Raw genomic sequence first — 25,298 nt, forward strand, 5'->3', positions numbered from 1 at the left:
CGCCCGCACCCGCCACGCGTTAGACAAGCCCCGTCAGGTAGAACACGGCGATGACGAAAAAGACGGCCAGCGTCTTGATGACCGTCACCGCAAAAATGTCCCGATACGATTCGCGGTGCGTGAGCCCCGTGACCGCGAGCAGCGTGATGACCGCGCCGTTGTGCGGCAGCGTGTCCATGCCACCGCTCGCCATGGCCACCACGCGGTGCAGCACGTCCATGGGAATGTGCGCCGCCTGCGCGTTCTTGATGAAGGTCTCCGACATGGCCGCGAGCGCGATGCTCATGCCGCCCGAAGCCGAGCCCGTGATGCCCGCGAGCGCGCTCACGGAAACGGCGGCATTGACGAGCGGGTTCGGAATGCTTCTGAGCGCATCACTCACGACGATGAAGCCAGGCAGCGCCGCGACCACGCCGCCGAAGCCATACTCCGAGGCCGTATTCATCGAAGCCAGCAGCGCGCCGCCCACGGCCGCCTTCGTGCCGTTCGCGAAGCGGTCTTTCACGCGGCCGAACGCCGTCACGATCACGAGCACGATGCCGGCGAGCAGCGCGCCCTGCACCGCCCAGATCGCAACGACCTGCTTGACGGTGGCCGTGACCGGCGTATGAACGCCGGGCAGGACTTCGGGCGGGACGGTCACGCTGTCGCCGTACCAGACGGGAATCCACCGCGTGAGCAGGAAGTTCGCCACGCCCACCAGCACGAGCGGCGCGAGCGCGAGCACCGGATTGGGCAGTTGCTCGGTCTTCACGTGCTCGGGCTCGTTCACGAGCGACGTGCCGTAGCCTTCGCCTTTCGCCATCGCGCTGCGGCGGCGCCATTCGAGGTACGAGAGGCCCACCACGACGATGAAAAGCGAGCCGATCACGCCGAGCCAGGGCGCGGCCCACGCCGTGGTCTTGAAGAATGTGGTGGGGATGATGTTCTGGATTTGCGGCGTGCCGGGCAGCGAATCCATCGTGAACGAGAATGCGCCGAGCGCGATGGCACCGGGCATGAGGCGCTTGGGGATATCGCTCTGGCGATACAGCTCGGCCGCGAACGGGTACACGGCGAACACCACCACGAAGAGCGAAACGCCGCCGTAAGTGAGCAACGCGCACACGGCCACGATCACGGCGTTAGCACGCGAGCGGCCGATATAGCGGATGGCGGCGTGCACGATCGCCTCGGAAAAGCCGGATAGTTCGATCACCTTCCCAAACACGGCGCCGAGCAGGAACACGGGAAAGTAGAGCTTCACGAAGCCCACCATCTTTTCCATGAAGATGCCGGAAAAGACCGGCGCGACAGCGGCGGGTTCGGTGAGAAGGACGGCGCCTAGCGCGGCGATGGGCGCGAAGAGAATCACGCTGTAGCCGCGGTACGCGGCGAGCATGAGGAACGCGAGGGCGGCGAGAACGATAACAAACGACATGGAGTCTCCTGCGGATCGATCGTGTTGCGCGGTGCGGGTCGTTGCGTGAGCGACGGCTCTGGATGCGGCTTCGGCTTCTGGTATGGCGCGGCCATGATGCGTCGCAGCGATTGTAGCGAAAGCAGGTGTCTCGTTATTGCGAGCGTGGCGGCGCCGCTCTATCGTTCTCGCAGGAGAGGTGGCCGGAACCGGCCCATGAGGTGACAGTCGATGAGCGCAATTGATACGAGCGGGCAAAGCGTGCGGCGCACGCTCGCAGTCAGGGCGGCGCGGCTTGCGACCGTGCTTGCCTGGGTGGGTGTTGTCGCGTTATACGGCGTTCGCGGTGGGCTCGCGCAGTCGCAAGCCGGTGCGTCCGCACCCGGCTCGGTGGATGCAACGGCTACAGCTACGGCAGATACCGCGCGCAAGAACTGGTACAACGATCCGTTCTTCGCGCTATCGAATTCGATTGCGGCTTGCCCGCAGCCGCTCGGCCCGCTGATGACGAAAGCCGAAGCCGAGGACGACGCCCACTATCGCGTGGAGCGCGGCACGACTTGCTGGCTCGCGCACAAGTGCGCGAAGCCGAACTCGTATCTTTACGATCCCGACATTGCAGCGGCCATTCGTCAACAACTCGAAGGCGATGCCCTGTTCGCGGGCACGAGCATCTGGATCACGGTGCAGCGCCGTTTCGTCTATGCGGAAGGCTGTGCGGGCGCGGGTTTCGACAGCGCGGCGCTCGAGCGCAGGCTCCTTGCGATTCCCGACGTCGAGCAGGTCTTCGTGCGCGTGCGCTCGGATCCGCGTCGGCCGCTGCCATACAAGACGCGCTCGACTGCGCCGTGAGCGCTTACACCCGACAGCGATGCATCGCACACGGCTCGCGGCATGGCACAATCGCGTGTCGAAAAACTAGAAGGCCCGTCGGGGTGCTCCAATGACTCGTCCTGGTTCGCCGTTGTTCCCGCCGTTGTTCCGCGTGGGCAAATTGCCGTTCGCGCTATGTGCGTTGACCTTGATCGCCGGGCTGGCTGCGTGCAGCAGCGCGCCGCCGTTGTTTCTTTCGGACGGCCGTCCGACGGTCCAGGTGCAATGCGCGGCCTCGGGCGATCACGATTCGTGTACGCAACAGGCCCGCGCCCGTTGCGATGGCGCGGGCTTTGATGCGGTCGCCCACTCCAGCGACGGCGACACCTACACGCTCGTGTTCGCCTGCCGCAAGCCAAAGTAAGCCCATCGGGCTGACAGCGAGCGCCGTTCAGCCATCGGCGGGTGCGCCTGCGACGCGCGCCGGCAGATTCAGCAAGAGGCGCAGCAGGTCGGGCTGGCGGCGCGTCGCCGTCTTCTGAAAGATCGATTGCAATTGTTTGCGCACGGTATCGTGCTGCACGCCTACGTGCGCGGCGATTTCCTTTTGCGTGAGGCCTTCCGCGAGCAGCAGCGCGATGCGGCATTCGGCGGGCGAGAGATCGAAGGCCGTGGCGAGCACCTGCTCGTCGACCAGCGGTGCAGACCGCGGGTGATAGAACGTCAGCGCGGCGAAGGCGCGCGGTTCCGGGGCCGGGGCATCATCGGCCATGACCACGTTATAGAACGCGTAGAGTACCTCCTGCTGGCTCGCTGCTAGCTTCAGCGGCGCTCGCACGCCAGGCGGTTCGCTGTGGCCATCCGGGGCCGGCTCCGCTGCAGAAACGGCCTCCGACGCGCCTTTGCCGGCCACCGCCCCGACGATACGCAGCGCGCGATAACGCGCCGCTGCGGCGCGCGCGCCGCTCGCCCGGCTGCGCAGCCGGGCCTCGCTCACCGCGATGTCCTCTAGCAGGCGCGCGTGATGGGGCGCGGCGAGCGAGAGCCGCCGCCCGCGCACACGCACGAGCGAGGTCGTTCTCAGAAGCCGCTGCGCGGCTTCGTTGCAATGGAGCACCTCGCCCAGCGCGCTCACGAGCATGGCCGGAGGGCGTGAGCGGTTTGCAAGCGCGTCGGCGTTCAGCGCGAAGCGGCGCGCGTACACGCGCACCGCGCGGATGAGATGCGGCGTGAGCCGTTCGAGCAGATCGCGATGTTCGCCTGAGAGCGGTCCCGCCCCGGCGTGGCCGTTGCACGCGAGCATGACCACGAGGCCATGCTGGTCGATGAGCTTGCACAGCGCGACGCAACGATGGCCTTCCTTGAACGGCCAGAGCGCCAGACCGACAGCACCGTCGTCCGCGCCATCGAGCTCGACGCCGCCATGCAGCCACTTGCCGGCCGGAAACCCTCGCAGCCACGCGAGCCGCGCGTCGTGGCGATAAAGCGGGTGAATTCGCTCCAGCGGTTCGGCTCTGTCGAGCGCGAAACCGTCGCTCCAGGAAAAAAGATCGCGTTGCCGCTCGAAGCCGAACAGATGAATCGAGGCGACGCCAGCCGTTTCTCGCAAATGCGCGCAAAAATCCTTCCACGCGCAAGGATTTTCGATCGTGTCGTAAATGGCATGCAGCAGGCGATCATATTGTGATTCGTTCGTTTTCACGCCGTCCCCATTGTTCGTTTTGTCGGCGGGCTAATCTGCGTCTAAATGCGCTCCGCATGCCGTTCCACAATTGAGGAATGTACAGATTCGGTGGCCCCCGTTAATCTGCCTTCCGTATTTCGATGCGGACGCAACGTGAGCGTGGACGACCGGCCTCCTGAATTCCGTGCGGTATCCAACGGAGGCTTTGACTCGCAGGTTTTATTCTGGTCTGACGTTACGAACAATACGCACAATCGCCAGCGGTATGCACTTATTACGGATTTCGGAGCGCCGGCGATTGCAAATCTGACCGATTATTCCGCCGCACGCGGAAAAGCGGTGATGCGACGAAAGTGAGTGCATACGCGCGAGCTCGATAAGACTGGTTATAACCCCGGGGGCAGCGATGAATCATCATCAACTCGAAAAGGACATTGAGCATCTCGAACACATCATCGCGCGGCTTTCAGGTCGCGACCGCATTCCCCTTTCTTATTGGCGCGGCCGGCTCGATTCGGTATCGAGCGAAAACCTCGTGCCTTCGCAGATACAGCGCGTGAAGCGGCTCAACGAGGCGCTGCGCGCGCTCGAAAGCCGCCTGACGCGCGAATCCGTGCAGCAGCGCGATCGCTAGCGCCACCTGTGTGGCAAGTCAGCCAACGTTTGCGGCAGGATTGTAAAAGGCACGCGTCTTCCCGGACACCTGGGCTCCAAACCGGTCACAATGGCAGTCTCGTGACTCAACTGGAGATGACGTTCCATGCCGAGCTACAAGCAATTGACCGCCCAGCTGGAGAAACTTCACAAGGAAGTGGCTGTGGCGCGCGAAAAGGAAATCGCCCAGGCGATCGCCGAGATCAAGGAAAAGATCGCGGAGTACGACATCACCGCGGAAGAGCTGGGCTTCACGAGCCGGCGCGGGCGCCCCGCGCGCAAAAAGGCGCAGCCGGCTCGCTACATGAACCCCAAAACCGGCGAAACCTGGAGCGGCCGCGGCCGAGCGCCGGGATGGCTGGCGGGCAAGAACCGCGAACGCTTTCTCATCAAGGAATAACGGGCGATCTGGCGCGTACCGTCACGCCGGACTGAGCAAGACGCCCCGGGGTGACGGCCGGTACTTTTCCCGACTCGCTCGATGATCCCGAAAAAGCTCACCTCACGGCCGGCATGGGGCCCGGCGTAGGTGCCCAGTGCGCGTGAGCGCCGCACGCACCGGAAAGCAACTATTTGTCGGGAAAGGAAGTTTTCAGAAAAAGGCGGCTGCGCTCCGCGAACGTGAATCCGATGAATCGCCGAGACCGCGGCGACCGGCGCGCTCGCGCCGCGATCCTGTAAAAGCTCACCTGGCGCAGCGCCCGAGAGGTTCTCCGCGCGCGAGGCCTGTTCAAACGGCTTCGAACCCCTTCAAACGTTTAGTCGGCGGCGCGAATGCCGTGTATCATTCGGTCCCGGCGCCGTTTCGCGCGGGCATCCCCGGGGACATCCCGATCGCTCGTGCTATTCGCCGCGCAAACAGCCGCGCACTTGACGCATATCGCCGCACATCGCCGCCGCACGTGCCGCCAGATGCGCCAGCAGGTCGCCGCCCGCAAGCGCCGCCGCGCTCGCTGCAACCCCCGCCGCGCGGCCCGGTTGCCCGAATTCATCTGTGATACCCGCCCTATCCATGTCAGTTGCCGAACTCAGACGCCGCCGCACGTTCGCGGTCATTTCTCACCCGGACGCGGGCAAGACCACGCTCACCGAAAAGCTGCTGCTGTTTTCGGGCGCGATCCAGATTGCCGGTACCGTGAAGGGCAAGAAGAGCGGCCGCTTCGCAACCTCCGACTGGATGGAGATCGAAAAGCAGCGCGGCATTTCGGTCGCGAGCTCGGTCATGCAGTTCGAATACGGCGATGCCGTCATCAACCTGCTCGATACGCCGGGCCACGAGGACTTCTCGGAAGACACCTACCGTGTGCTCACGGCGGTCGATGCCGCCGTGATGGTGATCGACGGCGCGAACGGCGTGGAAGCGCAAACGCTCAAGCTCCTCGAAGTCTGCCGCAGCCGCAAGACGCCCATTCTCACGTTCATCAACAAGCTGGACCGCGAAGTGCGCGAACCGCTCGACCTGCTCGACGAAATCGAGCAGCACCTGGGCGTGGCCGCCGTGCCGTTCACCTGGCCCATCGGCATGGGCAAGGAGTTCCAGGGCGTGTACGACATTCAGCGCGACCAGGTGCGCGTGTTCCGCGCGGGCCAGGAAACGCTGGGCGGCGCGGTGGAAACGCTGCAGCACATCGGCGACGAAGAGGGCGAAGCGCGCTTCGGATATCACTGGAAACGCACGAAGGAAGAAGTCGAGCTGATCACGGGCGCGACGCCCGTGTTCGATCGCGACGCTTTCCTCGCGGGCGAGCAGTCGCCGGTGCTATTCGGCTCGGCGATCAACAACTTCGGCGTGAAGGAGATTCTCGACGCGCTGGTCGATCTCGCGCCGCCGCCGTCGCCGCGCATGGCCGTGCAGCGTCCGGTCTCACCGGAAGAAACGAAATTCACGGGCGTCGTGTTCAAGGTGCAGGCCAACATGGACCTCGCGCACCGCGACCGCGTGGCGTTCATCCGCGTATGCTCGGGCCACTTCGAGCGCGGCATGCAACTGAAGGTCACGCGCAACAACAAGACCTTCCGCGCCAACAACGTTGTGAGCTTCCTGTCGCAGCGCCGCGAAACTGTGGCCGAGGCCTACCCTGGCGATATCATCGGTATTCCTAACCACGGCACGCTGAGTCTCGGCGACACGCTCACCGAAGGCGAAGACCTTCAGTTCACGGGTTTGCCTTTCTTCGCGCCGGAAATCTTCCAGACCATCGAAGTGGTCGATCCGATGCGCGCGAAGCAGCTGGGCGAGGCGCTCAAGCAGCTTGGCGAAGAGGGTGCCATCCAGGTGTTCCGCCCGATCCACGGCGGCGCGACGATTCTGGGCGCGGTCGGCCAGCTGCAGTTCGAAGTGGTGTCGCACCGGCTTTCGGCCGAGTACAAGGTGGCGGTGCGCCTGATGCCGGCGCGCTATCGCCTCTCGCGCTGGGTCACCTGCGACGATCCCGTCGAGCTGCGCCGCTTCACCGATTCGTACGAGGCCCGTATGGCCTACGACGCCTCGAATGCGCCGACGTATCTGGCTTCGCACGTCTCCGAAATCGAAGTCGCGCAAAAGGCCTGGCCGAAGATCGTCTTCAACGAGTTGCGCGAGCATTCGGGCGCGCCGTTCCGCAAGTCGATGTAAAACGCGCGGCGCGCTCGCGCCGTGCTTTCCTTCCCGAAGCAGCGAGCATCCCGCTCGCATCTGGTGGTGTCGTACGCTCGAGGTGGCGTGCGACGCCATGTCGCCGCATTCGCGCACACGCGCGCCGGGCGAAAAACGCGCACCGCCTGCGCGCTTGCCCTATCCTCTTCTCGTAACGGTATGTAGCGGTCAAACGCGACGAGCCGGCCGCACCTCGCCGGCCGCACCTTGCCGGCCGCACCTTGCCGGCCGCATCTCACCAATCAACGAGGAGTGCCTGTGACCGTACGCAATCTCGATGCGGTGTTCCAGCCTAAATCCGTGGCCGTCATCGGCGCTTCGCGGCGTCCCGGCAGCGTGGGCGGCATGGTGTGGCAGCGGCTGATCGAGGGCGGCTTCACGAGCCCGCTGTGGGCCGTCAATCCGCGCCATGCGGGCGATTCAGAGGCGTTCGACGGCAGACCCGTGCTGGCCGACGCCGGGGATCTGCCCGAGGCGCCCGGCGTCGCGATTATCTGCACGCGGCCCGCTACATGGCCCGCGCTCGTGCACCGGCTCGGCGGCATGGGCACGCGCGCGGCCATCATCGTCGGCGAGGTGCGCGACGAAGCCGACCAGGCCGACCTGCGCCACGCGCTGGCCGCGGCGCGCCCGCATCTGCTGCGTATCGTGGGTCCGGGCAGTCTTGGCGCGCTCACGCCCGCGCTCAACGCGCAACTGGGCGCGGCGGCTTCCATCGCGCGCAAGGGCGGCGTGGCGTGGGTCTCGCAATCGAACGCGCTCACCAACGCCGTGCTGCGCTGGGCCGCCCCGCGCGGTCTCGGCTTCTCGCACGTGATCGCGCTCGGCGACGAAGCCGACATCGACGCGGGCGACGTGCTCGACTATCTCGCGAGCGATCCCGGCACGCGCGCCATCCTGCTAGAAGTGGACACGATCCGCGCCGCTCGCAAGTTCATGTCGGCGGCGCGCGCGGCGGCGCGCAACAAGCCGGTGCTCGCGCTGCGCAGCGGCCGCGACGATCGCGGCGATGCGCTCTACACGGCGGCGTTCCGGCGCGCGGGCATCGTGCGTGTCGATACGCTCGACGACCTGCTCGACGAAATCGAAACGCTGGGCGTGGGCCGCGTGGCCGCGAGCGACACGGCTACGCTCATCACGAGCGACCGCGGCGTGGCGGCGCTCGCGCGCGACGCCTTCATGAAGGCCGGCGACACGCTCGCCCGCTGGGACGACGCGGCGCTCGCCGCCGTCCAGGCCGCGCTGCCGCACGCGCAGGCGGGCAATCCGCTGGTGCTCGGCGACACCGCGAAGCCCGAGCACTTCGGCCTCGCGCTGCAGACGCTGGCGACGCAACGTTCGAGCGGCACGGCGTTCGTCGTGCACGCGCCCACGCACAGCGCGCCGGTGGACGAGGTGGCGCGCACGCTGATCGAGCAGCAGCGCTTTGCGTATCGCGGCATGCTCGCGTGCTTCTTCGGCGGCGTGGAGGAAAAGACGCGCGACGAGCTGCACGCCCACGGCATTCCGGTCCACACCACGCCGCGGCGCCTCGCGCGCGCGTTCGCCCGTCTCGTCGACTACCGGCTGGGCCGCGAGCTGCTGATGCAGACGCCGGAGACGATGCCGGCCCAGGGGCCTGCCGCGATCGAGGCCGCGCAAGGCGAGGCGCGCGCGGCGCTGGCGGCCGGGCGCACGGAACTGGAAGGCGAGGAGGCGGGGCGGATGCTGGCCTTGTTCGGGCTCGTCACGCAGGCGCAGGACGAACCGGGCGTGAAGCCCGTGGTGGACGTGTCCGTGGAGTTTCGCGACGACGAGAACTTCGGCCCGGTGTTCCGGTTTTCTGCGCCTTCGCCGGACGACATCTCGCCGCCGCTGCGCGTCTACAGCCTGCCGCCGCTCAATCCCGTGCTTTCGCGCGACATCGTCGCTCGCTCGCCCTATGCACGCATTGTGGCGCCGGAGGCGACGCTCGCCGCACTCACCGAGCTTTCGCAGTTCGTGTGCGAGGTGCGCGAGATCGTCGGCATGCGCTTGACGCTGCGTGTGCTGCCGGAGGCGACCGTTGTGGTCGCGCCGCGCCTGCAGGTCGCCGAACAGCGCAGCCGCTTCGCGATCATGCCGTATCCGCGCCGCCTCGAAGAAACCGTCGACTGGCACGGCGAGCGCCTCACGATCCGGCCGATCCGTCCCGAAGACGAAGCGATGCACCGCACGTTCGTCGAATCGATGACGCCCGACGACTTGCGCCTGCGTTTCTTCTCGGCGGTGCGCAGCTTCGATCACACGCAGCTAGCGCGCATGACGCAAATCGACTACGACCGCGAGATGGCGCTCATCGCGGTCGTGCAAGGCGAGGACGGCCAGCCGCGCACGCTGGGCGTGGTGCGCGCCGTGGCCGACCCCGACAACGAAACCGCCGAGTTTGCCGTCGCGATCCTGTCGAATCTCAAGCGGGGCGGCCTCGGGCGCCTCTTGATGTCGCGCATCATCGATTACGCGCGCTCGCGCGGCACGCACTGGCTACTTGGCGAGGCCTTGCGCGAGAACGCGCCGATGATCGGGCTTGCGCGCGCCTGCGGCTTTACCGTCACGCCCACGGAAGATCCGGGCGTGGTCGGTTTTCGCATGCCGCTCGACTGACGCGGCGCCCGTTTGCTGCTGCCGGTTGCTGCTGCCGTTTTCTGATTACGCTGCGAGCTTCGCGAGCGCGTCGTCGATCTGGCCGCGCGTGAGCGCGAGTTCTTCGAGCCAGGCTTCGCCGTACCGCGCACCGGTTTCCTTCTCGAGGCGCGCGATCGTCGCGGCGCAGCGCGCGGCGTCCTTGGGTGTGGCGATGAACGCCTTGACCGACTGGCCGCCCTCGAACGCCTCGAACAGCGGCGTGCGGATCTCCTCTGGCAGCGCGCGCGTGGTCCACTGGTGCGTCTTGCCGTTGAAGGTGAGCGAGGGCGGCAGCACGCGCTCCTTGCGCGTGGCCGGAATCAAACCGAAATTGCGCGCGGCATCGGCGATCTGCTCGGCCGTGAAAAGCTCCTCGGGCGCGATCTCGAACTGCGCAATGGCGGTCTCGACAGTCTGCATCGCATTGGCGCGGTCATCGCGCTTCTTCTGCGCGCGCGCGACGATGTCGCGCAACTCGTCGGCTTCGTCGGGCGTGATCGTGAAGCTCGCCTGTTTCTGCTGAAGCTCGGAAAAGCGCTGGAATTCTTGATCGGTCAGGAGTTTCGCCATGGGTTTCGCATGCGCGGCCGCCGCTTGCCCGCCGTTTTGCAGCGGAAGGAGGCGCACCGGGTTTTTGGGAGGGCCGCCATTCTAACCGGTTTGTGATGGCGGTTTCCACCTGAAGGAACCGTCTGGTTTCACCGGAGACGGTGTTCCGCGGCATCGCCTGACGCACGTATCCCGCCCAGCTTGAGGGCCTGCTCGAGACCGTTCGACGAAGGGCGCTGGGGCATCAAGCAGCGCTCGTACTGAACTGACCGTCATTGCGCCTCTTCCTCGCGAAACATCGACAAGGCCTGCACGGTCGCACGGAGCATATTCGTCGCGTCGTCGAGCGTGGGCGCGACGTAGTCGTCGATGCGCTTGAGAAACGGGCAGGTGAGCGCCGCGATCGCCTGGCCCGAAGGTCCGAGCACCGGAAACGTCACATCAGTGACGCCGAAAGTCTGCTGACTGTCCTTGCGCGAGAAGCCCGCCTCGCGCACCTGTTCGCACGCGGCCGCCAGCGCCGCATGATCGATCGCCACCTCGCCCTTCACCTTCGTATGTTCCGCGAGCATGTGCGCGCGCTGCTCCGGCGTCTGCCAGGCGAGCAGCGTGCGGCCCGAACTCGTATCGACGAGGCCCACGCGCGCGCCCAGCCGCACGGCAATGCCCCACGCGCCGGGACCGTCCACCTGCGCGATCACGAGCAGGTTGCCGCGGTCGTACACGGTGAGATGACAGGACTGCTCGGCGTCGTCGGCGAAGCGCTGCATGAGGGGCAGCGCCTGCGCGATCAGGCGCTCCATGGGCGGGTGGCGGTGCGCGAGCGCGAAGAGCTTCAGACTCAGGGCGTAACGGTCGCCGCCTTCCGAGCGTATGACGTACTGCCGCGCCACCAGCCGCTCCAGCATGCGGTAGATCTCGCTGGCGTTGCGCCCAAGCGCTTTCGTGATTTCGGCGCGCGTGAGGCCCGCACGCTGCTCCGCGAGCAGTTCGAGGATGTCGAGCCCCTTGTCGAGCGCGGGCGCGCGATACCGGTCGCTGTCGTCGCGGTGGTCTTTCTCTTCCGCTTCTTCGGGCACGTTGTCCATCCGGCGTTGTTTCGCGATCTTTTCCATTCCGTTCCCAGGGAAACTACGGAGTCATGCTGCACCGCACATTCCTTGACCTTGCGCGGTCCGCATATGAATAATATGTTCATTGATGAATGAACGCCAGCCTCATCAGGCTCATCCCAGGCTCGCTCATGATGGCGAGCGTGTGGGCGGCGGCGAGGCGTGGCGCTCAATGCACGCGGAGACTTTATTGAACGGCACAGCACCCCGCTTCGACGCTCGCCTCATCCTGCTCGCGCCGGAGGACAACTGCCTGATCGCGGCGGCGCTTCTGCCCGCGGGCGAGACGGTGGAGATAGAAGGCGAGCGCGTGACGCTTGCGAAGACGATCGAGCTCGGCCACAAGGTGGCGCGCCGTGCGCTCGCCAAGGAGGAAAAGGTGGTGCGCCATGGCGCGAGCATCGGCCACGTGAGCGCGCCAGTCCGGCGCGGCGAGCATTTGCACACGCACAACCTCGAAAGCGATTACCTGCCGACCTACACGCACGACGCGGGACACGAGTTCGTGCCGCACAAATAGCGCTGCTTCATGGCGTCCCTTGATGCGGCGAGTGCCGCAAGCAGGATTCAGGTTATGAGCGATAACAACGTCACTTCCTCGTTCGCCGCGGCGCCCATCCTCGAAGGCTGGCTGCGCAGCGACGGACGCAAGGGCATTCGCAACGTGGTCGCGGTGGCCTATCTCGTGGAGTGCGCGCATCACGTGGCGCGCGAAATCGTCGCCCAGTTCCGCGAGCCCTTTGGTGACCCCGATGCCTTCGACGATCCGTATGCGGCGCAAAGTGATAGTGGGTCACCTGTCCATCTGATCGGCTTTCCCGGTTGCTTTCCGAACAGCTACGCCGAGAAGATGATGAAGCAGCTCACTACGCATCCGAACGTGGGCGCGGTGTTGTTCGTCTCGCTCGGCTGCGAGAGCATGAACAAGCATTATCTCGTGGAGCAGGTGCGCGCCAGCGGAAGGCCCGTAGAAGTTCTGACGATTCAGGAGAAGGGCGGCACACGCAGCACGATTCACAGTGGTCTTGAATGGGTGCGCAGTGCGCGCGCGCAGCTCGCCGCGCAGAAGAAGGTGCCCATGCGCCTCGACGAACTCGTGGTTGGCACGATCTGCGGCGGCTCGGACGGCACGAGCGGCATCACCGCCAATCCGGCTGTGGGCCGCGCCTTTGATCGACTGATCGCGGCGGGCTCGGCCTGCATCTTCGAGGAAACCGGCGAGCTGGTGGGCTGCGAATTCCATATGGCGCGCCGCGCGGCACGGCCCGAACTGGGCGCGGAAATCGTTGCTTGCGTAGCCAAGGCGGCGCGCTATTACTCGATTCTCGGCCATGGCTCTTTCGCGGTGGGCAACGCGGACGGCGGGCTCACCACGCTGGAGGAAAAATCGCTCGGTGCGTATGCGAAAAGCGGCGCCTCGCCGATCGTGGGCATCGTGAAGCCTGGCGACGTGCCGCCCACGGGCGGTCTCTATCTGCTCGACGTGGTGCCCGACGGCGAGCCTCGATTCGGATTCCCGAACATCAGCGACAATGCGGAAATCGCGGAGCTGATCGCCTGCGGCGCGCACGTGATCCTGTTCACGACCGGGCGAGGGTCGGTCGTGGGCTCGGCACTCGCGCCCGTCATCAAGGTGTGCGCGAACCCGCTCACGTACCGCAATCTCGCGGGCGACATGGACGTGGACGCGGGCCGCATTCTGGAGGGCCGCGCGACGCTCGACGAAGTGGGGCGCGAAGTGTTCGACTTCACGCTGGCCGTTGCCAGCGGCCAGCGCTCGAGGTCGGAAGCGCTCGGCCACCAGGAGTTCATACTCACGTACAAGACCTTCGAGCCCGTGGGGCCCGCGTGTCTGCCAGCCAGCGCGCGCGTGCCGGTCGTCAAAGCCGCGCACTGAGGCGCATATCGTTGTGTAGACAACCATATCCAGGAGATAGACGAGCCATGGCGCAGGAACACCATCCAAAGGCGGCGCAGCGGCGCCGTATCGGACGCACGGCGCTGGAAGTGAGCGCATTGGGCCTCGGCACCGCGCCGCTGGGCGGTTTGTATCGCGACCTCTCCGAGGACGAGGCGCAGGCCACCGTCGACGCCGCATGGCAAGCCGGCATCCGTTTTTTCGACACGGCGCCCCACTATGGCCACACCAAGGCCGAGCACCGGCTGGGCGCGGCGTTGCGGCGCCATCCGCGCAACGAGTATGTGCTTTCCACGAAAGTCGGACGGCACTTCGTGCCGCGCACGCATCCCTACGACGGCAGTGAAGGCTGGCAAGATCCGCTGCCTTTCGAGGCGATCTTCGATTACACGCGCGAGGGCATTCTGCGCTCGTTCGAGGATAGCCAGCAGCGGCTCGGCCTCGTCGATATCGACATCCTGCTCGTGCACGATATCGGCCGCTACACGCACGGCGAGCGCAATGCGCATTACTGGCGACAACTGAGCGAAAGCGGCTTCAAGGCGCTCGACGAATTGCGCAAGGGCGGCGTCGTCAAGGCCATCGGCTTCGGCGTGAACGAGCGCGAAGTCATACTCGAAGCGATGCGCGAATTCGACATCGACTGCGCGCTGCTGGCGGGCCGCTATACGCTGCTCGAACAGGCGCCGCTCGACGACCTGCTGCCCGAGTGCGAGAAGAAGGGCGTGAGCATTCTGCTGGGCGGCGCGTTCAATTCGGGCATTCTCGCGCGGGGGCTGCAAGGCGATCTCAAGTTCAACTATGGCGATGCGCCGAGCGAAATCGTCGAGCGCGTGGCGCGGCTCGACGCGGTCTGCCGGAGGTACGACGCGCCGCTCGCGGCGGCCGCGCTGCAGTTTCCCTATGCACATCCGGCCGTGGCGACGGTGCTCAACGGCGCGCGCAGCGCGGCCGAGGTGCGCGAGAACGCCGCCTCGTTCGAAACACCGCTGCCCCGCGAGTTGTGGCTCGCCCTGCGCGACGAGGGTCTCGTCGATCCGCGTGCGCCGCTTCCGGGGGAATAGATCATGGCTACGTTCGAACCAATCGACGCCCACCAGCACTATTGGGACCCCGCGCGCGGCGATTACGGCTGGCTCACGCCCGACATCACCGCGCTTTACCGCGCGTTCGGCCCGGCGGATCTCGCGCCGTTGCGCGCGTCGTGCGGCGTGGCGCGCACGGTGGTCGTGCAGGCCGCGCCCACCGTCGAGGAAACGCGCTGGCTGCTCGATCTCGCGCGCAACGAGCCTTCGATTGCGGGGGTGGTCGGCTGGGTGCCGCTCGACGATCCGCACGCGGGCACGCTGATCGCCGAACTCGCGCGCGAGCCGAAGCTGCGCGGCGTGCGGCCCATGCTCCAGGACCTGCCCGACGACGAGTGGATCGCGAGAGCCGATACCGCGCGCGCCGTCGATGCGCTCATCGCCCACGACCTCGCCTTCGACGCGCTCGTTTTCACGCGTCATGCGCGCGCGCTTGCGACGTTTATCGCGCGCCATCCGGCGTTGCGCGTGGTGATCGACCATGGCGCGAAGCCGCCAATCGCGGCTGGCGGCGAAAGCGGCTTCGCCGCCTGGTCGCAGGCCATCACGCGCTTTTCGCAGTTTGCGCAGGTCCACTGCAAGCTCTCGGGGCTCGCGACCGAAGCGGCGCCTGGCTGGGACGATTCGACGCTTGCGCCGTGGGTCGCGCATCTGCTCGCGTCGTTCGGCCCGCAACGCTTGATGTGGGGCAGCGACTGGCCGGTGCTCAATCTCAATGGCGACTACGAACGCTGGCACGCCAGCGCGCAACGGCTCACAGCCGCGCTTTGCGCAGACGAGCGGGCGGCGGTATTCGGCGGCAACGCGGCGGCGTTCTATCGGCTGGGGCCGCAGCCAGCCGGTTAGAAAACGCCCCCGAGCACCACGAGGCGCGCCTGCATGGCCATAATGGCCGCTTGCGTCATCCCGACTTCTTCCCGCGATTTCATCGCTCGATCGCGGCATGGGGCGGTTACTGCAATACCGGGTATCGCCGTGCCGCGCATCCAACCGGAGTGGCAGATGGTACAAAGACTGGCCGGCAAGACGGCCCTGATCACTGCCGCGGGCCAGGGTATCGGCTACGCGGCCGCCGAACTGTTCGCGCGCGAAGGCGCACGCGTGATCGCCACGGACATCCGCATCGACGCGCTCGCGGCACTGCCCGTCGAGGCGCGCAAGCTCGACGTGCTCGACGGCGCGGCGATCGCCGCGCTCGCGAAGGAAGTGGGCGCGATCGACGTGTTATTCAACTGCGCGGGCTTCGTCCACGCGGGGTCGATTCTGGAGGCAAGCGAAGAAGACTGGGACTTCGCGTTCGATCTGAACGCCAAGGCGATGTACCGGACCATCCGCGCCTTCCTGCCCGGCATGCTGGAGGAGGGCGGCGGCTCGATCATCAACATGTCGTCGGCGGCATCGAGCGTGAAGGGCGTGCCCAACCGCTTCGTGTACGGCGCGTCGAAAGCGGCTGTGGTAGGGTTGACGAAGGCCGTGGCGGCGGATTTCGTCACGCGCGGCATCCGCTGCAACGCGATCTGCCCCGGCACGGTGGCTTCGCCCTCGCTCGAAGAGCGTATCGCGGCGCAAGCCGCGGCGCAGGGCACGAGCGTCGACGCGGCGCGCGCTGCATTCGTCGCGCGCCAGCCGATGGGGCGCGTGGGCAAGCCCGAGGAAATCGCGGCGCTCGCGCTTTACCTCGCCTCTGACGAATCGGGATTCACGACCGGCCAGGCGCATGTGATCGACGGCGGATGGTCTAACTAGTTAGACCCAACATCCAGCCGAGCCAGCTGCACCCGCACTACCCATTGACCGACCGGAAGCAGCGCATTCCTCGCGCACTTTTCGTACAGACACACAAGGAACACAGACGATGAAACTGCTTCGCTATGGCCCGAAGGGCCATGAAAAACCGGGCCTGCTCGACGCTCAGGGCCGCATTCGCGCGCTCTCGGGCAACGTGGCCGACATTGCGGGCGATGTGCTCTCGGACGCGGGTCTCGCGCAACTGCGCTCGATCGATCCGGAAACGCTGCCGCTCGTCGAGGGCAATCCGCGCATCGGACCCTGCGTGGGTCATATCGGCAAGATGGTGTGCATCGGCCTGAACTATGCCGACCACGCCGCGGAGTCGGGCATGCCGGTGCCGGGCGAGCCGGTCGTCTTCAACAAGTGGACGAGCGCCATCGTCGGCCCGAACGACGACATCGAGATTCCGCGCGGCTCAAAAAAGACCGACTGGGAAGTGGAGCTGGGCGTGGTCATCGGCAAGCACGCGAAGAACGTGAGCGAGGCAGAGGCGCTCGACTATGTGGCGGGCTATTGCGTGGTCAACGACGTGTCCGAGCGCGAGTGGCAGATCGAGCGCGGCGGCCAGTGGGACAAGGGCAAGGGCTTCGACACGTTTGGCCCGACGGGCCCGTGGCTCGTCACGCGCGACGAGGTGCCCGACCCGCAGAACCTGAGCATGTGGCTCGAAGTGGACGGCCATCGCTACCAGAACGGCAGCACGCGCACGATGGTCTTCACGGTCGCGAAGCTCGTTTCGTACCTTTCGGCGTGCATGAGCCTGCAGCCGGGCGACGTGATCTCCACCGGCACGCCGCCGGGCGTGGGTATGGGCGTGAAGCCGAACCCGGTGTTCCTGAAGCCGGGCCAGACGGTGCGTCTTGGCATCGAGGGCCTGGGCGAGCAGCAGCAGAAGACGCGCGCGGCCGAGTAAGCGCGCCCGACGCACCCACGCGCAAACGCGCGAGTGAAGGCGGGGACACCCGCTTCGCCTCGCGCGTTTGTCGTGCGGCGCGAACGTCTCAAGTCGGCTGGTCTTTCTCGTCCGGCGGTCCGCTCTCCGCCATCCGGCTGACCGTTCCCTGCGCGAGCGCGATGAGCCGCTCGTCGCCGTTTTCCATCACGTACACGCTGCACTGGCAGGTCGCCTGGTAGCGCCCCGCGTGCACCACGCGGGCGCGCGCCATCAGCGTGCCCTTGAGCGCCGGCCGCAGATAGTTGATCTTGTATTCCCCCGTCACGACCCTTGGCCCCAGCGCGAGCGCGCCCGCGAAGGTGAGCGCGTTATCCGCTAGATAGCTGATCACTCCGCCGTGGACGAAACCGTGCTGCTGCTTGAGCTCGTCGCGGACTGGCAGGCGCAGGGTGAGCTCGTCCGTCCCCACGTGCGTCAGTTCCGTGCCGAGCAGCATGCTGAACGGCTGGGCATGCAACGCGCCGCGCGCGCGATCCGCAAGATCTGTCATCGTCGCATTCCCTGGGTCTATCCCCGAGTGGTTTCCTAACCACTCTAGGAAGCCCGGCAAGGCCGAGTCAAGGTGAATCGAACGTCGTCCCCTCGTATTGTTGTGAGAAGTGCGCGAAATCTGCGCTGAATCATTTCGGAAATAATCCGTTGCGCGTTTTGGGGCGTTTTTTCACGATTTATTCACGGTTTGGGGCTCAAAACAACGTTTGCGCGGCCGTTAATGCAGTGCGGGCCCGGGCGATCACATGCTCGCGCCGCACTTATTCACTGCCATCGCAGGTGTCCAATTGTTCAGCAAGATCAAGGTCGCATCCGGCCTGTTGTGTGTCCTCGTCGCGTTCTGTGTATTGCAGCTCGTGACCGCAGGGCTTGGTTACTGGTCGCTCACGCGCACGCACGACGACGTGGCCGACCTTTCGAAAGTCGCATTGCGCCAGGCGAGCGCCGCCAACGTCATCACCCAGCAGTTGATGGACGCGCGCATCAACCTCTCGCGCGCGGGCACGCGCATGGTGCGAGGGGGCACCGTTCCGGCCGACATGGTCAATCACGCGCGCGACCAGCTGGCCGCCGCCGACACCACGTTCGCGGCGCTCATGGACGTGCCGCCGATCAACGACGACGACCGCGCGCGCGTCGCCGCGCTCGGGCAGCGCTACCAGGTGTACCGCAAGGCGCTCGGCGAGCTGATCGACGACCTCAACGGCAACAATCTGCAGGCGTTCCTAGACCAGCCGACGCAGTCGTACCAGGACGCCTATCTCGCGGAGCTGCACGCGTTCGCGCAGTTCAGCGCGGCGGCGAGCCGCGCCTCGCTCGATTCGATCGATTCGCGCCTCGCGCTCTTTCAGGGCGTGGGTCTCTTCACGCTCATCCTGCTGATCGCGCTCGCGACCGGCGTACATATCGCCCTGCGGCGCGGCGTGGTGGAGCCGCTGGAAGAAGCGGGCCGCCATTTCGAGCGTATCGCGCAAGGGCGTTTGGACGAACGCGTGGCCGCGCGCGGCGAGAACGAGATCGGCCGGCTGTTCCATGGTCTCGCGCTAATGCAGTCGAGCCTCGCGCGCACGGTTCATACGGTGCGGGAGGCGGCGGGCTCGATCCACGTGGGCGCCGACGAGATCGCCACCGGCAACGCCGATCTTTCGGCGCGCACCGAATCGCAGGCGGCCTCGCTGGAGCAGACGGCGGCGAGCATGGAGGAGCTCACGGGCACCGTGCGCAACACGGCCGAGAACGCGCGCGAGGCGAACGCGCTGGCCGAGGCGGCGCTCGACGCGACCGCGCGCGGCGGCGCCGTGGTGGGCGAGGTGGTCGAGCGCATGCGCGGCATCGCGCAAAGCTCGGACAAGATCGCGGAGATCATCGGCGTGATCGACGGCATCGCGTTTCAGACCAACATTCTTGCGCTCAACGCGGCCGTTGAAGCCGCGCGCGCCGGCGAACAGGGTCGCGGCTTCGCGGTCGTGGCGGGCGAAGTGCGCGGGCTCGCGCAGCGCAGCGCCCAGTCGGCCAAGGAGATCAAGACGCTCATCAGCGAGTCGGTTTCGCAGATTCGCGGCGGCTCGGAACTCGTGGAGCGCGCCGGCGACGCCATGCGCGACGTGTCGAACTCGATTTCGCGAGCCACGCAGATGATGGCGGGCATCAGCGCCTCGTCGCTAGAGCAGAGCACGGGCATCGATCAGGTCAATCAGGCCGTTTCGCAGATGGACCAGATGACCCAGCAGAACGCGGCGCTCGTCGAAGAGGCGGCGGCAGCGGCGGCTTCGCTCCACCAGCAGACTCGCCAGCTTTCCGAGGCCGTTGCCGCGTTCGAGATCTCGCCGGCCGTGCTGGCGGCCTGAAGGGCCGCTGGGTTGGCTCGGACCAGCGTGTAGCCTCGGCGGCGGGCCAGGGCGCCCGCCCGCTTTGGCGTTCCGTGAGGCTTGCGCCTCAGACGCCCATGCCCTGATAAGCGGTCAAAAGGTGATAGGGCGTCGTGGACGGCATGTCCGCGCGCGCCACTGCGCCGTCTGCGCTGCGGCATTCCACCCAGCCCTGCGGCGTGAGAAAGCGCGGCGCGAAGCGCGCGATCTGCGGCGCGAGCGCCGCGGCGTCACCGTGCGTGGCGAGCGCGCGCAGGTATTCCGTTTGTGCCCAGATGCGCTGCGTCGCATCGATCACCCGGCCGTGTTCGTCAAGCGCGGCCGCCACCGCTCCCGTTTGCGGATCCACGCCATGCTGCTGCGCGAAGGCGAAGGCGCGCGCGAGCGCCTCGTCCAGACCCGACGCGCCCAGCCGCGCCCCCGCGCGCGAAGCCAGCCAGAACCATTCGAACTGATGTCCGGGCTCGAGGCGGTTATCCGCCGCGCCGATCGGCAATTCGGCGATGCAGCCCGTCGGCTCGTGCAGGAAGCCGCGCGTGAGCGCCTCGACGAGACGCGTGATGGCCGTATCGAACGCGGCGTCGCCGGTCGCTTCTCTCGCGGCGAGCCAGGCTTCGGTGAGATGCATGAGCGGATTCTGCAGCGGCCCGCCGGCGATGCTCGCGAAGGACGCGTCGAGCGCCGCGTTGAGCAGGCCGTCGCGCGCGGCGAAGCGGTCGACGATCAGCGACGACGTTTCGCGCGCGAGGTCGAGCGCCTCGCCGACGGCGAAGCGCCGGCCGTAGGCCGCGCTTGCGAACACCACGAAGGCGTGCGTGTAGAGGTCCTTCGTGGTGTCGAGCGGCGCGCCGGCGGCGTCGACGCTGTAGAACCATCCTCCGTGCACCGGGTCCTGAAAAGTGTGGCGCAGCGTTTCGAAGAGCGTTTGAGCGTGAGCGGCGTCGCCCGCCTCCGAGAAGACGAACAGCTGGCGCGCGCACGCCATCGCGCGATAACGCGTGACGGGCAACGGGCCGGAGCCGGCCGCGTCGAGTGCCTCATAGGGCAGACGCAAGTCCGGATTGAAGCCCGGGCCGCGCCACAGCGGCAGGACGATGCGGTCGAAATGCTCGCGCAGGCCGGCTGCGCTAATGGGTGTGTTCATGATGAGAGGGTGCGTAAGACGGCAACACTACGAAAGTGCAATGCGGGCGATTGTACGCACTAGCGAAAGCTGCGGATCATTCGTGCGTGCCCCGTACCAAGGCGTTTCGTGACAAGGCACGCATGTGATGCAGACCCTCCGGTCAGCGGGTCCTGGCCGGAAATGTTCTGATGTTCTGATGCAGGCCGGGTAAGTCGAACGACAGTCGCGGACAGGGCGTTCCGGCATGCGACAATGCGCGCTCGAACCAGAACACGAGGACGTCGCGCGGCGGCTGTGACCGGCCGAAGCGCGACGCGAACCGCATCGCTGACCCATGGCAGATTACGCAGACACCGCATCCGTGAGCCCCTCGCGCCCCGAGCGCAGCGCGCCTTCGAAGCAGGGCGCATCGTCTCCTTCGTTCGACTCTCCCGAATCCCCCGCCGCCTTCTCTTCCGCCGACGAGCATTCGCTTGCGGGCGAGCCGGCGGGCGACAAGGGCACGCCGCCGCCTGGCGAGGGCGACGACGGCTTGCGTCAGGGAACGCTGAGCGGCTTCGAGCCCGAGCCCGCGCAGGCTGCTGCGGCGGCCGGCGAGGAGGCGGGTGTCGCCGGTGACGCGGCGACCGCGGGCGCCGTTGCAGGCGCAACGACCGCGCGCCGGGCGCCGCGGCCCAAACGCGCCGCTGCCGCTGCCGACGTGGCGCAGCAGGAGGCGCCAGTTGCATTCGGCGCACCGGACGAGAGTGCGAGTGCGTTGCCCGGCACCGCTTTCACGAAGACGGTGCTACCGGCCCGTCCGGCCGACGCGCCGACAGCTGGCGACGCAGATCGCGTCGAGCCCTCGGGCTTCTCGCAGCACGAAGCCGCGCAGCCGGACGCACTGGCGCAGCGCCTCGATGCGCTACATGGTGCCCTCGCCGGGCAGCGCCAGATATCCGCGGCATCTTCGCGGCAACTCAAATGGGTGCTCGGTGCGGCAACCGCTGCGGTGCTTGCTTCGGTGGTTTTTGGTGTCGCGCAATCGGTGCGTTTCGACACTTTCGCCAACGAATCCCGCGCAGAGCAGGCGCGCCTCGAAGCGTTCATCCTGAAGCAGCAATCCACGCTCGACGACCTGACGCGGCGTCTCGCGGCGCCGCCGCCCGCTGCGGCCCCCGTCGCCGAGTCGCCGGTAGCGTCGCCGGCCCGCGGCGTTGCCGCCCCGGCGCCCTCCGCCACGCACCGTGCAGCGGCGCGTCCGGCGCACGCGCGCCACGCCCAGAAGCCGGCCTCGAAAACGGCCCACTAAGCCCCCAACCGGCGCTTCGTCCGCCTCGACCCCTATACGAGACCCCGATGCGTTGCATTGCTGCAACGCATCGTCCGCGCGCGCCCGCGTGCGGCGGCGCGTCGCAGTTTTTTTGCTGCATTGCACTAGCGTTATCCTAGGGAAAACCCTATAATCGCTTCTGTCCTAGGGAAAACCCTTAATCGCAGCCCAACTGGGAGTCGCCATGAGCTTTATCCTCGCACTGTTCGAAAGGATGAGTGACCTCTTCGCGTCGCCGTATCTGCCGATGGATGCGGAGTACTCGTACGAAGCGCGCCACCGCGAAGCCGAGCGCGTTCGCCGCTCGCACTACATGCCGTTCGGCATGCCGCGTGACTGATCGAAGCTGAAGCGCTTCGGGCGGCGCGTGCCGCCCAACGCGTTTCTCCGCTCGGACCGCCTTTTTCCAGCGAGGCCGGCTCTCGAAACAGAGCCGGCCTCGTTGCGTTTGAAGGCGCAGGCGCTGCGCGCGGCTCGTGTGATAGTGTGGGCCGCATCGAATCCGTCGCGTCCATCATGTCCACTACTCATTTCTACGACCCGGCCCGCGGCCATGGTCTGCCGCATGACCCGTTCAAGGCGATCGTCGCGCCGCGCGTGATCGGCTGGATCTCCAGCCGGTCGACGCTCGGCGTGCTCAACCTGGCGCCCTACAGCTTCTTTGGCGCCTTCGCCACCTTTCCGCCGATCATCGGGTTCTGCAGCGAAGGCCGCAAGGACAGCATCAGCAACATCGAGGAGACCGGCGAGTTCGTCTGGAACCTCACTTCGAAGTCGCTCGCAGCGAAGATGAACCGCACGTCCGCGCCGGTCGCCGCCGACGTCGACGAATTCGCGCTCGCGGACCTCACGCCGGCGCCTGGGCGCAATGTCGCCGTGCCGCACGTGGCCGAGTCGCCGGCCGCGCTCGAATGCAAGCTGCTGCAAGTCGTGCGGCTCAGCACGCTCGACGGCACGCCCATGGACAACTGGCTCGCGCTGGGGCAGGTGGTGGGCGTGCATATACGCGCGGAATTTCTCAAGGACGGTCTGTTCGACACGCACGCGGCCCAGCCCGTGATGCGCGCGGGCTATCGCGCCGACTATGCGCAGATCGGCGAGATGTTTCAGATGGTGCGGCCGGGCGCGTAAGCGCCTGCCGGCCGCCACGCGGGCGCTCGCCGCAGCGTTGCCGCGCCCCGCGCGCCCACCGATAATGGCCGGCAGCGCGAGGCGCGCAGGGAGGCAAACCATGCAATCTCCGACAGGATCGGTGGTGGCGCTCAGCTCGGCCGCCTCGACGATGTTTTCCATCGGCATGATCGCGCTGGGCTACTGGGGGCTGCACGAGCCTTCGGCCTGGCACATCGGCGACCGTGTGGTCGTCGGCATCGCGCTCGCGGGTTTCGCGTGCCTCGGCAGCGTGCCCTGGCTCGCGACTTCGCCCGCGAAGCCCAACGACGAGTCGCGTTTTCTGCTCGCGCGCCGCGCATTCCTCTGCGGCGCTGCGGCCGTGTGGGTATCGATCGCGCTTTCGCTGGTCCTGTGACGGAAGCTGTTCCCCAAGACCTTACCTGCGACTGCTGTTGCGCCAGCGCAACTTAACGAAACCGATAAGGGTTGTTACCAGGGTTACCGGTTGGCCCGCGAAGGCGCATCGCAATGCGATTGTTGCAGCCGTGTGAAAGATTCTTCCATTTCCCGGAATGGCTTGTTCCAGGCGGGGCGGGATTTCCGCTCCTACACTAGCGCCGCGTTTCCTTTCCTTCCAAGCAAATCGGGATAATTTCAATGAAGAAGATTTCCATTGCTGCCGCCGTTTGCGCAGCGTTCGCAGCGTCCGCGGCCCACGCGCAGAGCTCGGTCACCCTCTACGGCCTGGTCGATGCGGGCATCGCCTATACGAACAACGTTGCCAACGGTGCCCCCGGCCACGGTAGCGGCCGCGTCGCACTCCAGAGCGGCAACATCAGCGGCAGCCGCTTCGGCCTGCGCGGCAGCGAAGACCTCGGCGGCGGTCTGCGTGCGGTCTTCGTGCTCGAAAACGGCTTCAACGTCAACAACGGTGCGCTCGGCCAGGGCGGCCGCATGTTCGGCCGTCAAGCGTATGTCGGCCTGAGCAGCAGCCAGTTCGGCGCGCTCACGATGGGCCGCCAGTATGACTCGATGGTGGACTTCGTCGCGCCGCTGTCCGGCACGGCGGGCCCGTTCGGCGACTCGGGCTTCGCGCACGTCTACGACAACGACAACCTGCAGCATTCCGTGCGCCTCAGCAACTCGGTGAAGTTCACGAGCAACGACTACGCCGGCTTCAAGTTCGGCGGCGTGTACGCGTTCAGCAACAGCACCAGCTTCACCGTGTCGCGCGCATACAGCGCCGGTGCGAGCTACAACAACGGCCCGCTGCGTCTTGCTGCGGCGTACCTTCAGATCAACGGCTCGGGCGCGGCGGGCACGCCTGCCAATTCGAATAGCGTAGCAAACCAGAACGTCGCGGCTGACCCGAGCGAGTTCAAGTCGACCGCAGTGGGCGGCATCTCGACCGGCAATCTGACGGCGGATGTGCAGCGCACGGTCGGTGCAGGCGTCGGCTACACGTTCGGCCCGGCGGCGGTCAACTTCGTCTACACGCACAGCCAGTTCCAGAACACGTCCGCGTTCGGCCTGAACCCGCTGAGCGGCTCGACCCACTTCGACAACTACGAACTGAACGTCAAGTACGCACTGACGCCGGCGCTCATGCTCGGCCTCATGGACACGTTCACGGACGGTCATCTGAACGGTGCGAGCGGCGCGCGGGGTGGCTTCGCTACCGATCCGAAGTGGAACCAGGTCAACGCGATTGCGCGCTACTCGCTGTCCAAGCGCACGGAAGTGTACGGCGAAGCGATGTACCAGCACGCGATTGGTCACAACAACACCGCAGTGATGTACAACGCTGGCGGCAATTCGGCGACGAGCAACCAGGTGATGGGCGCCGTCGGTATTCTGTCGCGCTTCTAAACGTCGGTCAGAACCCTTGTCCTGAGGCCGTCGGGGTGAATCGTTGTGTTTGGACTGCGAGACGGTAGCGGGATATCGCAGTTCCGTTACAGGTAAGCTCATTGGCCCGCCGCCGCCCGGCGGGCCTTTCTATTTGTTGACGGGGCGAAGGCACGGTCATCCCGCGGCTTCGTTCCCGTTCCTGCCGGGTACGCGAAGGGAAGGAGTGCCCGGCGTGGGCGACCGGCGTGGGCGACCGGCGTGGGCCATCACCGAGTTTGGTACGATTCACGCTTTGCCA

General features: G+C 66.5%; 24 protein-coding genes. 18 read left to right on the plus strand and 6 right to left on the minus strand.

Annotation, left to right across the window (positions count from 1 at the left end; all coding sequences use genetic code 11):
* Positions 1-19: 19 nt before the first annotated feature.
* Positions 20-1,420: a GntP family permease gene (locus tag BMI01S_RS00395; RefSeq protein ID WP_028229766.1), complete on the minus strand. Its 1,401-nt coding sequence runs from the start codon at positions 1,418-1,420 to the stop codon at positions 20-22.
* Positions 1,421-1,630: 210 nt separating this feature from the next.
* Between BMI01S_RS00395 and BMI01S_RS00400 the strand changes: the two genes are divergently transcribed.
* Together BMI01S_RS00400 and BMI01S_RS00405 are read left to right on the plus strand one after the other, a co-directional pair.
* On the plus strand, positions 1,631-2,251 hold the full coding sequence (locus BMI01S_RS00400; protein WP_244145269.1) for a BON domain-containing protein: 621 nt from the start codon (positions 1,631-1,633) through the stop codon (positions 2,249-2,251).
* Between the two features lie 91 nt (positions 2,252-2,342).
* Complete coding sequence (locus BMI01S_RS00405; protein ID WP_042287916.1) at positions 2,343-2,636, plus strand: hypothetical protein; 294 nt, start codon at positions 2,343-2,345, stop codon at positions 2,634-2,636.
* A 27-nt stretch (positions 2,637-2,663) separates the two neighbouring features.
* Here the strand turns inward: BMI01S_RS00405 and BMI01S_RS00410 are convergent, their stop codons facing one another.
* On the minus strand, positions 2,664-3,914 hold the full coding sequence (locus BMI01S_RS00410; RefSeq protein ID WP_028211136.1) for a helix-turn-helix transcriptional regulator: 1,251 nt from the start codon (positions 3,912-3,914) through the stop codon (positions 2,664-2,666).
* Positions 3,915-4,302: 388 nt separating this feature from the next.
* On the opposite strand from BMI01S_RS00410, the gene BMI01S_RS00415 reads away from it, so the two are divergent.
* The 4 genes from BMI01S_RS00415 (at position 4,303) to BMI01S_RS00430 (ending at position 9,807) form a co-directional block, all read left to right on the plus strand.
* Positions 4,303-4,530 (plus strand): hypothetical protein, encoded by a 228-nt coding sequence (locus BMI01S_RS00415; RefSeq protein WP_042287919.1) that lies wholly within the window; start codon positions 4,303-4,305, stop codon positions 4,528-4,530.
* Between the two features lie 126 nt (positions 4,531-4,656).
* The gene (locus tag BMI01S_RS00420) at positions 4,657-4,950 is read left to right on the plus strand and encodes an H-NS histone family protein (protein WP_028211135.1); all 294 of its coding nucleotides are present in this window, start codon (positions 4,657-4,659) and stop codon (positions 4,948-4,950) included.
* 612 nt (positions 4,951-5,562) lie between these two features.
* A complete protein-coding gene (locus BMI01S_RS00425) occupies positions 5,563-7,164 on the plus strand; it encodes a peptide chain release factor 3 (protein ID WP_028211134.1) in 1,602 nt (533 codons plus the stop codon).
* Between the two features lie 279 nt (positions 7,165-7,443).
* Positions 7,444-9,807 carry a GNAT family N-acetyltransferase gene (locus tag BMI01S_RS00430; RefSeq protein WP_028229768.1) on the plus strand — a complete coding sequence of 788 codons (2,364 nt, stop codon included), beginning with the start codon at positions 7,444-7,446 and terminating at the stop codon, positions 9,805-9,807.
* A gap of 45 nt (positions 9,808-9,852) precedes the next feature.
* Here the strand turns inward: BMI01S_RS00430 and BMI01S_RS00435 are convergent, their stop codons facing one another.
* Together BMI01S_RS00435 and BMI01S_RS00440 are read right to left on the minus strand one after the other, a co-directional pair.
* Entirely contained in the window at positions 9,853-10,398 is a 546-nt protein-coding gene (locus BMI01S_RS00435; RefSeq protein WP_028211132.1) for a hypothetical protein, read from the minus strand.
* A 251-nt stretch (positions 10,399-10,649) separates the two neighbouring features.
* Positions 10,650-11,465, minus strand: a complete 816-nt coding sequence (locus BMI01S_RS00440) for an IclR family transcriptional regulator (RefSeq protein ID WP_028211131.1) — start codon at positions 11,463-11,465, stop codon at positions 10,650-10,652.
* Between the two features lie 214 nt (positions 11,466-11,679).
* On the opposite strand from BMI01S_RS00440, the gene BMI01S_RS00445 reads away from it, so the two are divergent.
* The 6 genes from BMI01S_RS00445 (at position 11,680) to BMI01S_RS00470 (ending at position 17,196) form a co-directional block, all read left to right on the plus strand.
* Positions 11,680-12,009 (plus strand): UxaA family hydrolase, encoded by a 330-nt coding sequence (locus tag BMI01S_RS00445; RefSeq protein WP_028211130.1) that lies wholly within the window; start codon positions 11,680-11,682, stop codon positions 12,007-12,009.
* Between the two features lie 54 nt (positions 12,010-12,063).
* Positions 12,064-13,386, plus strand: coding sequence for a UxaA family hydrolase (locus BMI01S_RS00450; protein ID WP_028229769.1), 1,323 nt, complete (start codon positions 12,064-12,066; stop codon positions 13,384-13,386).
* Positions 13,387-13,433: 47 nt separating this feature from the next.
* Positions 13,434-14,471, plus strand: coding sequence for an aldo/keto reductase (locus tag BMI01S_RS00455; RefSeq protein WP_028229770.1), 1,038 nt, complete (start codon positions 13,434-13,436; stop codon positions 14,469-14,471).
* Between the two features lie 3 nt (positions 14,472-14,474).
* Positions 14,475-15,338, plus strand: coding sequence for an amidohydrolase family protein (locus tag BMI01S_RS00460; RefSeq protein ID WP_028229771.1), 864 nt, complete (start codon positions 14,475-14,477; stop codon positions 15,336-15,338).
* Positions 15,339-15,494: 156 nt separating this feature from the next.
* Positions 15,495-16,238, plus strand: a complete 744-nt coding sequence (locus tag BMI01S_RS00465) for an SDR family oxidoreductase (RefSeq protein ID WP_028229772.1) — start codon at positions 15,495-15,497, stop codon at positions 16,236-16,238.
* Between the two features lie 109 nt (positions 16,239-16,347).
* Positions 16,348-17,196 carry an ureidoglycolate lyase gene (locus BMI01S_RS00470; protein WP_028211125.1) on the plus strand — a complete coding sequence of 283 codons (849 nt, stop codon included), beginning with the start codon at positions 16,348-16,350 and terminating at the stop codon, positions 17,194-17,196.
* A gap of 88 nt (positions 17,197-17,284) precedes the next feature.
* Here the strand turns inward: BMI01S_RS00470 and BMI01S_RS00475 are convergent, their stop codons facing one another.
* Positions 17,285-17,728, minus strand: a complete 444-nt coding sequence (locus tag BMI01S_RS00475; protein WP_028229773.1) for a PaaI family thioesterase — start codon at positions 17,726-17,728, stop codon at positions 17,285-17,287.
* Between the two features lie 289 nt (positions 17,729-18,017).
* Here BMI01S_RS00475 and BMI01S_RS00480 point away from each other — a divergent pair, with 289 nt between their 5' ends.
* The gene (locus BMI01S_RS00480; RefSeq protein WP_028211123.1) at positions 18,018-19,577 is read left to right on the plus strand and encodes a methyl-accepting chemotaxis protein; all 1,560 of its coding nucleotides are present in this window, start codon (positions 18,018-18,020) and stop codon (positions 19,575-19,577) included.
* An 88-nt stretch (positions 19,578-19,665) separates the two neighbouring features.
* On the opposite strand, the gene BMI01S_RS00485 is transcribed toward BMI01S_RS00480, so the two are convergent.
* Entirely contained in the window at positions 19,666-20,742 is a 1,077-nt protein-coding gene (locus tag BMI01S_RS00485; protein ID WP_028229774.1) for an AGE family epimerase/isomerase, read from the minus strand.
* Positions 20,743-21,058: 316 nt separating this feature from the next.
* Here BMI01S_RS00485 and BMI01S_RS00495 point away from each other — a divergent pair, with 316 nt between their 5' ends.
* The 5 genes from BMI01S_RS00495 to BMI01S_RS00510 all read left to right on the plus strand — a co-directional run bounded on the left by BMI01S_RS00495 (position 21,059) and on the right by BMI01S_RS00510 (position 25,018).
* Entirely contained in the window at positions 21,059-22,015 is a 957-nt protein-coding gene (locus BMI01S_RS00495; protein ID WP_028229775.1) for a hypothetical protein, read from the plus strand.
* 205 nt (positions 22,016-22,220) lie between these two features.
* Positions 22,221-22,376: a hypothetical protein gene (locus BMI01S_RS41800; protein ID WP_167334399.1), complete on the plus strand. Its 156-nt coding sequence runs from the start codon at positions 22,221-22,223 to the stop codon at positions 22,374-22,376.
* Between the two features lie 176 nt (positions 22,377-22,552).
* A complete protein-coding gene (locus BMI01S_RS00500; RefSeq protein ID WP_028229776.1) occupies positions 22,553-23,167 on the plus strand; it encodes a flavin reductase family protein in 615 nt (204 codons plus the stop codon).
* A 100-nt stretch (positions 23,168-23,267) separates the two neighbouring features.
* A complete protein-coding gene (locus BMI01S_RS00505; protein WP_028211119.1) occupies positions 23,268-23,564 on the plus strand; it encodes a hypothetical protein in 297 nt (98 codons plus the stop codon).
* A 242-nt stretch (positions 23,565-23,806) separates the two neighbouring features.
* Positions 23,807-25,018 carry a porin gene (locus tag BMI01S_RS00510; protein WP_028211118.1) on the plus strand — a complete coding sequence of 404 codons (1,212 nt, stop codon included), beginning with the start codon at positions 23,807-23,809 and terminating at the stop codon, positions 25,016-25,018.
* Positions 25,019-25,298 lie beyond the last annotated feature (280 nt).

Origin of the sequence: Paraburkholderia mimosarum LMG 23256 = NBRC 106338 (assembly GCF_000739815.1) — a bacterium.
Classification (GTDB): Bacteria; Pseudomonadota; Gammaproteobacteria; order Burkholderiales; family Burkholderiaceae; genus Paraburkholderia; species Paraburkholderia mimosarum.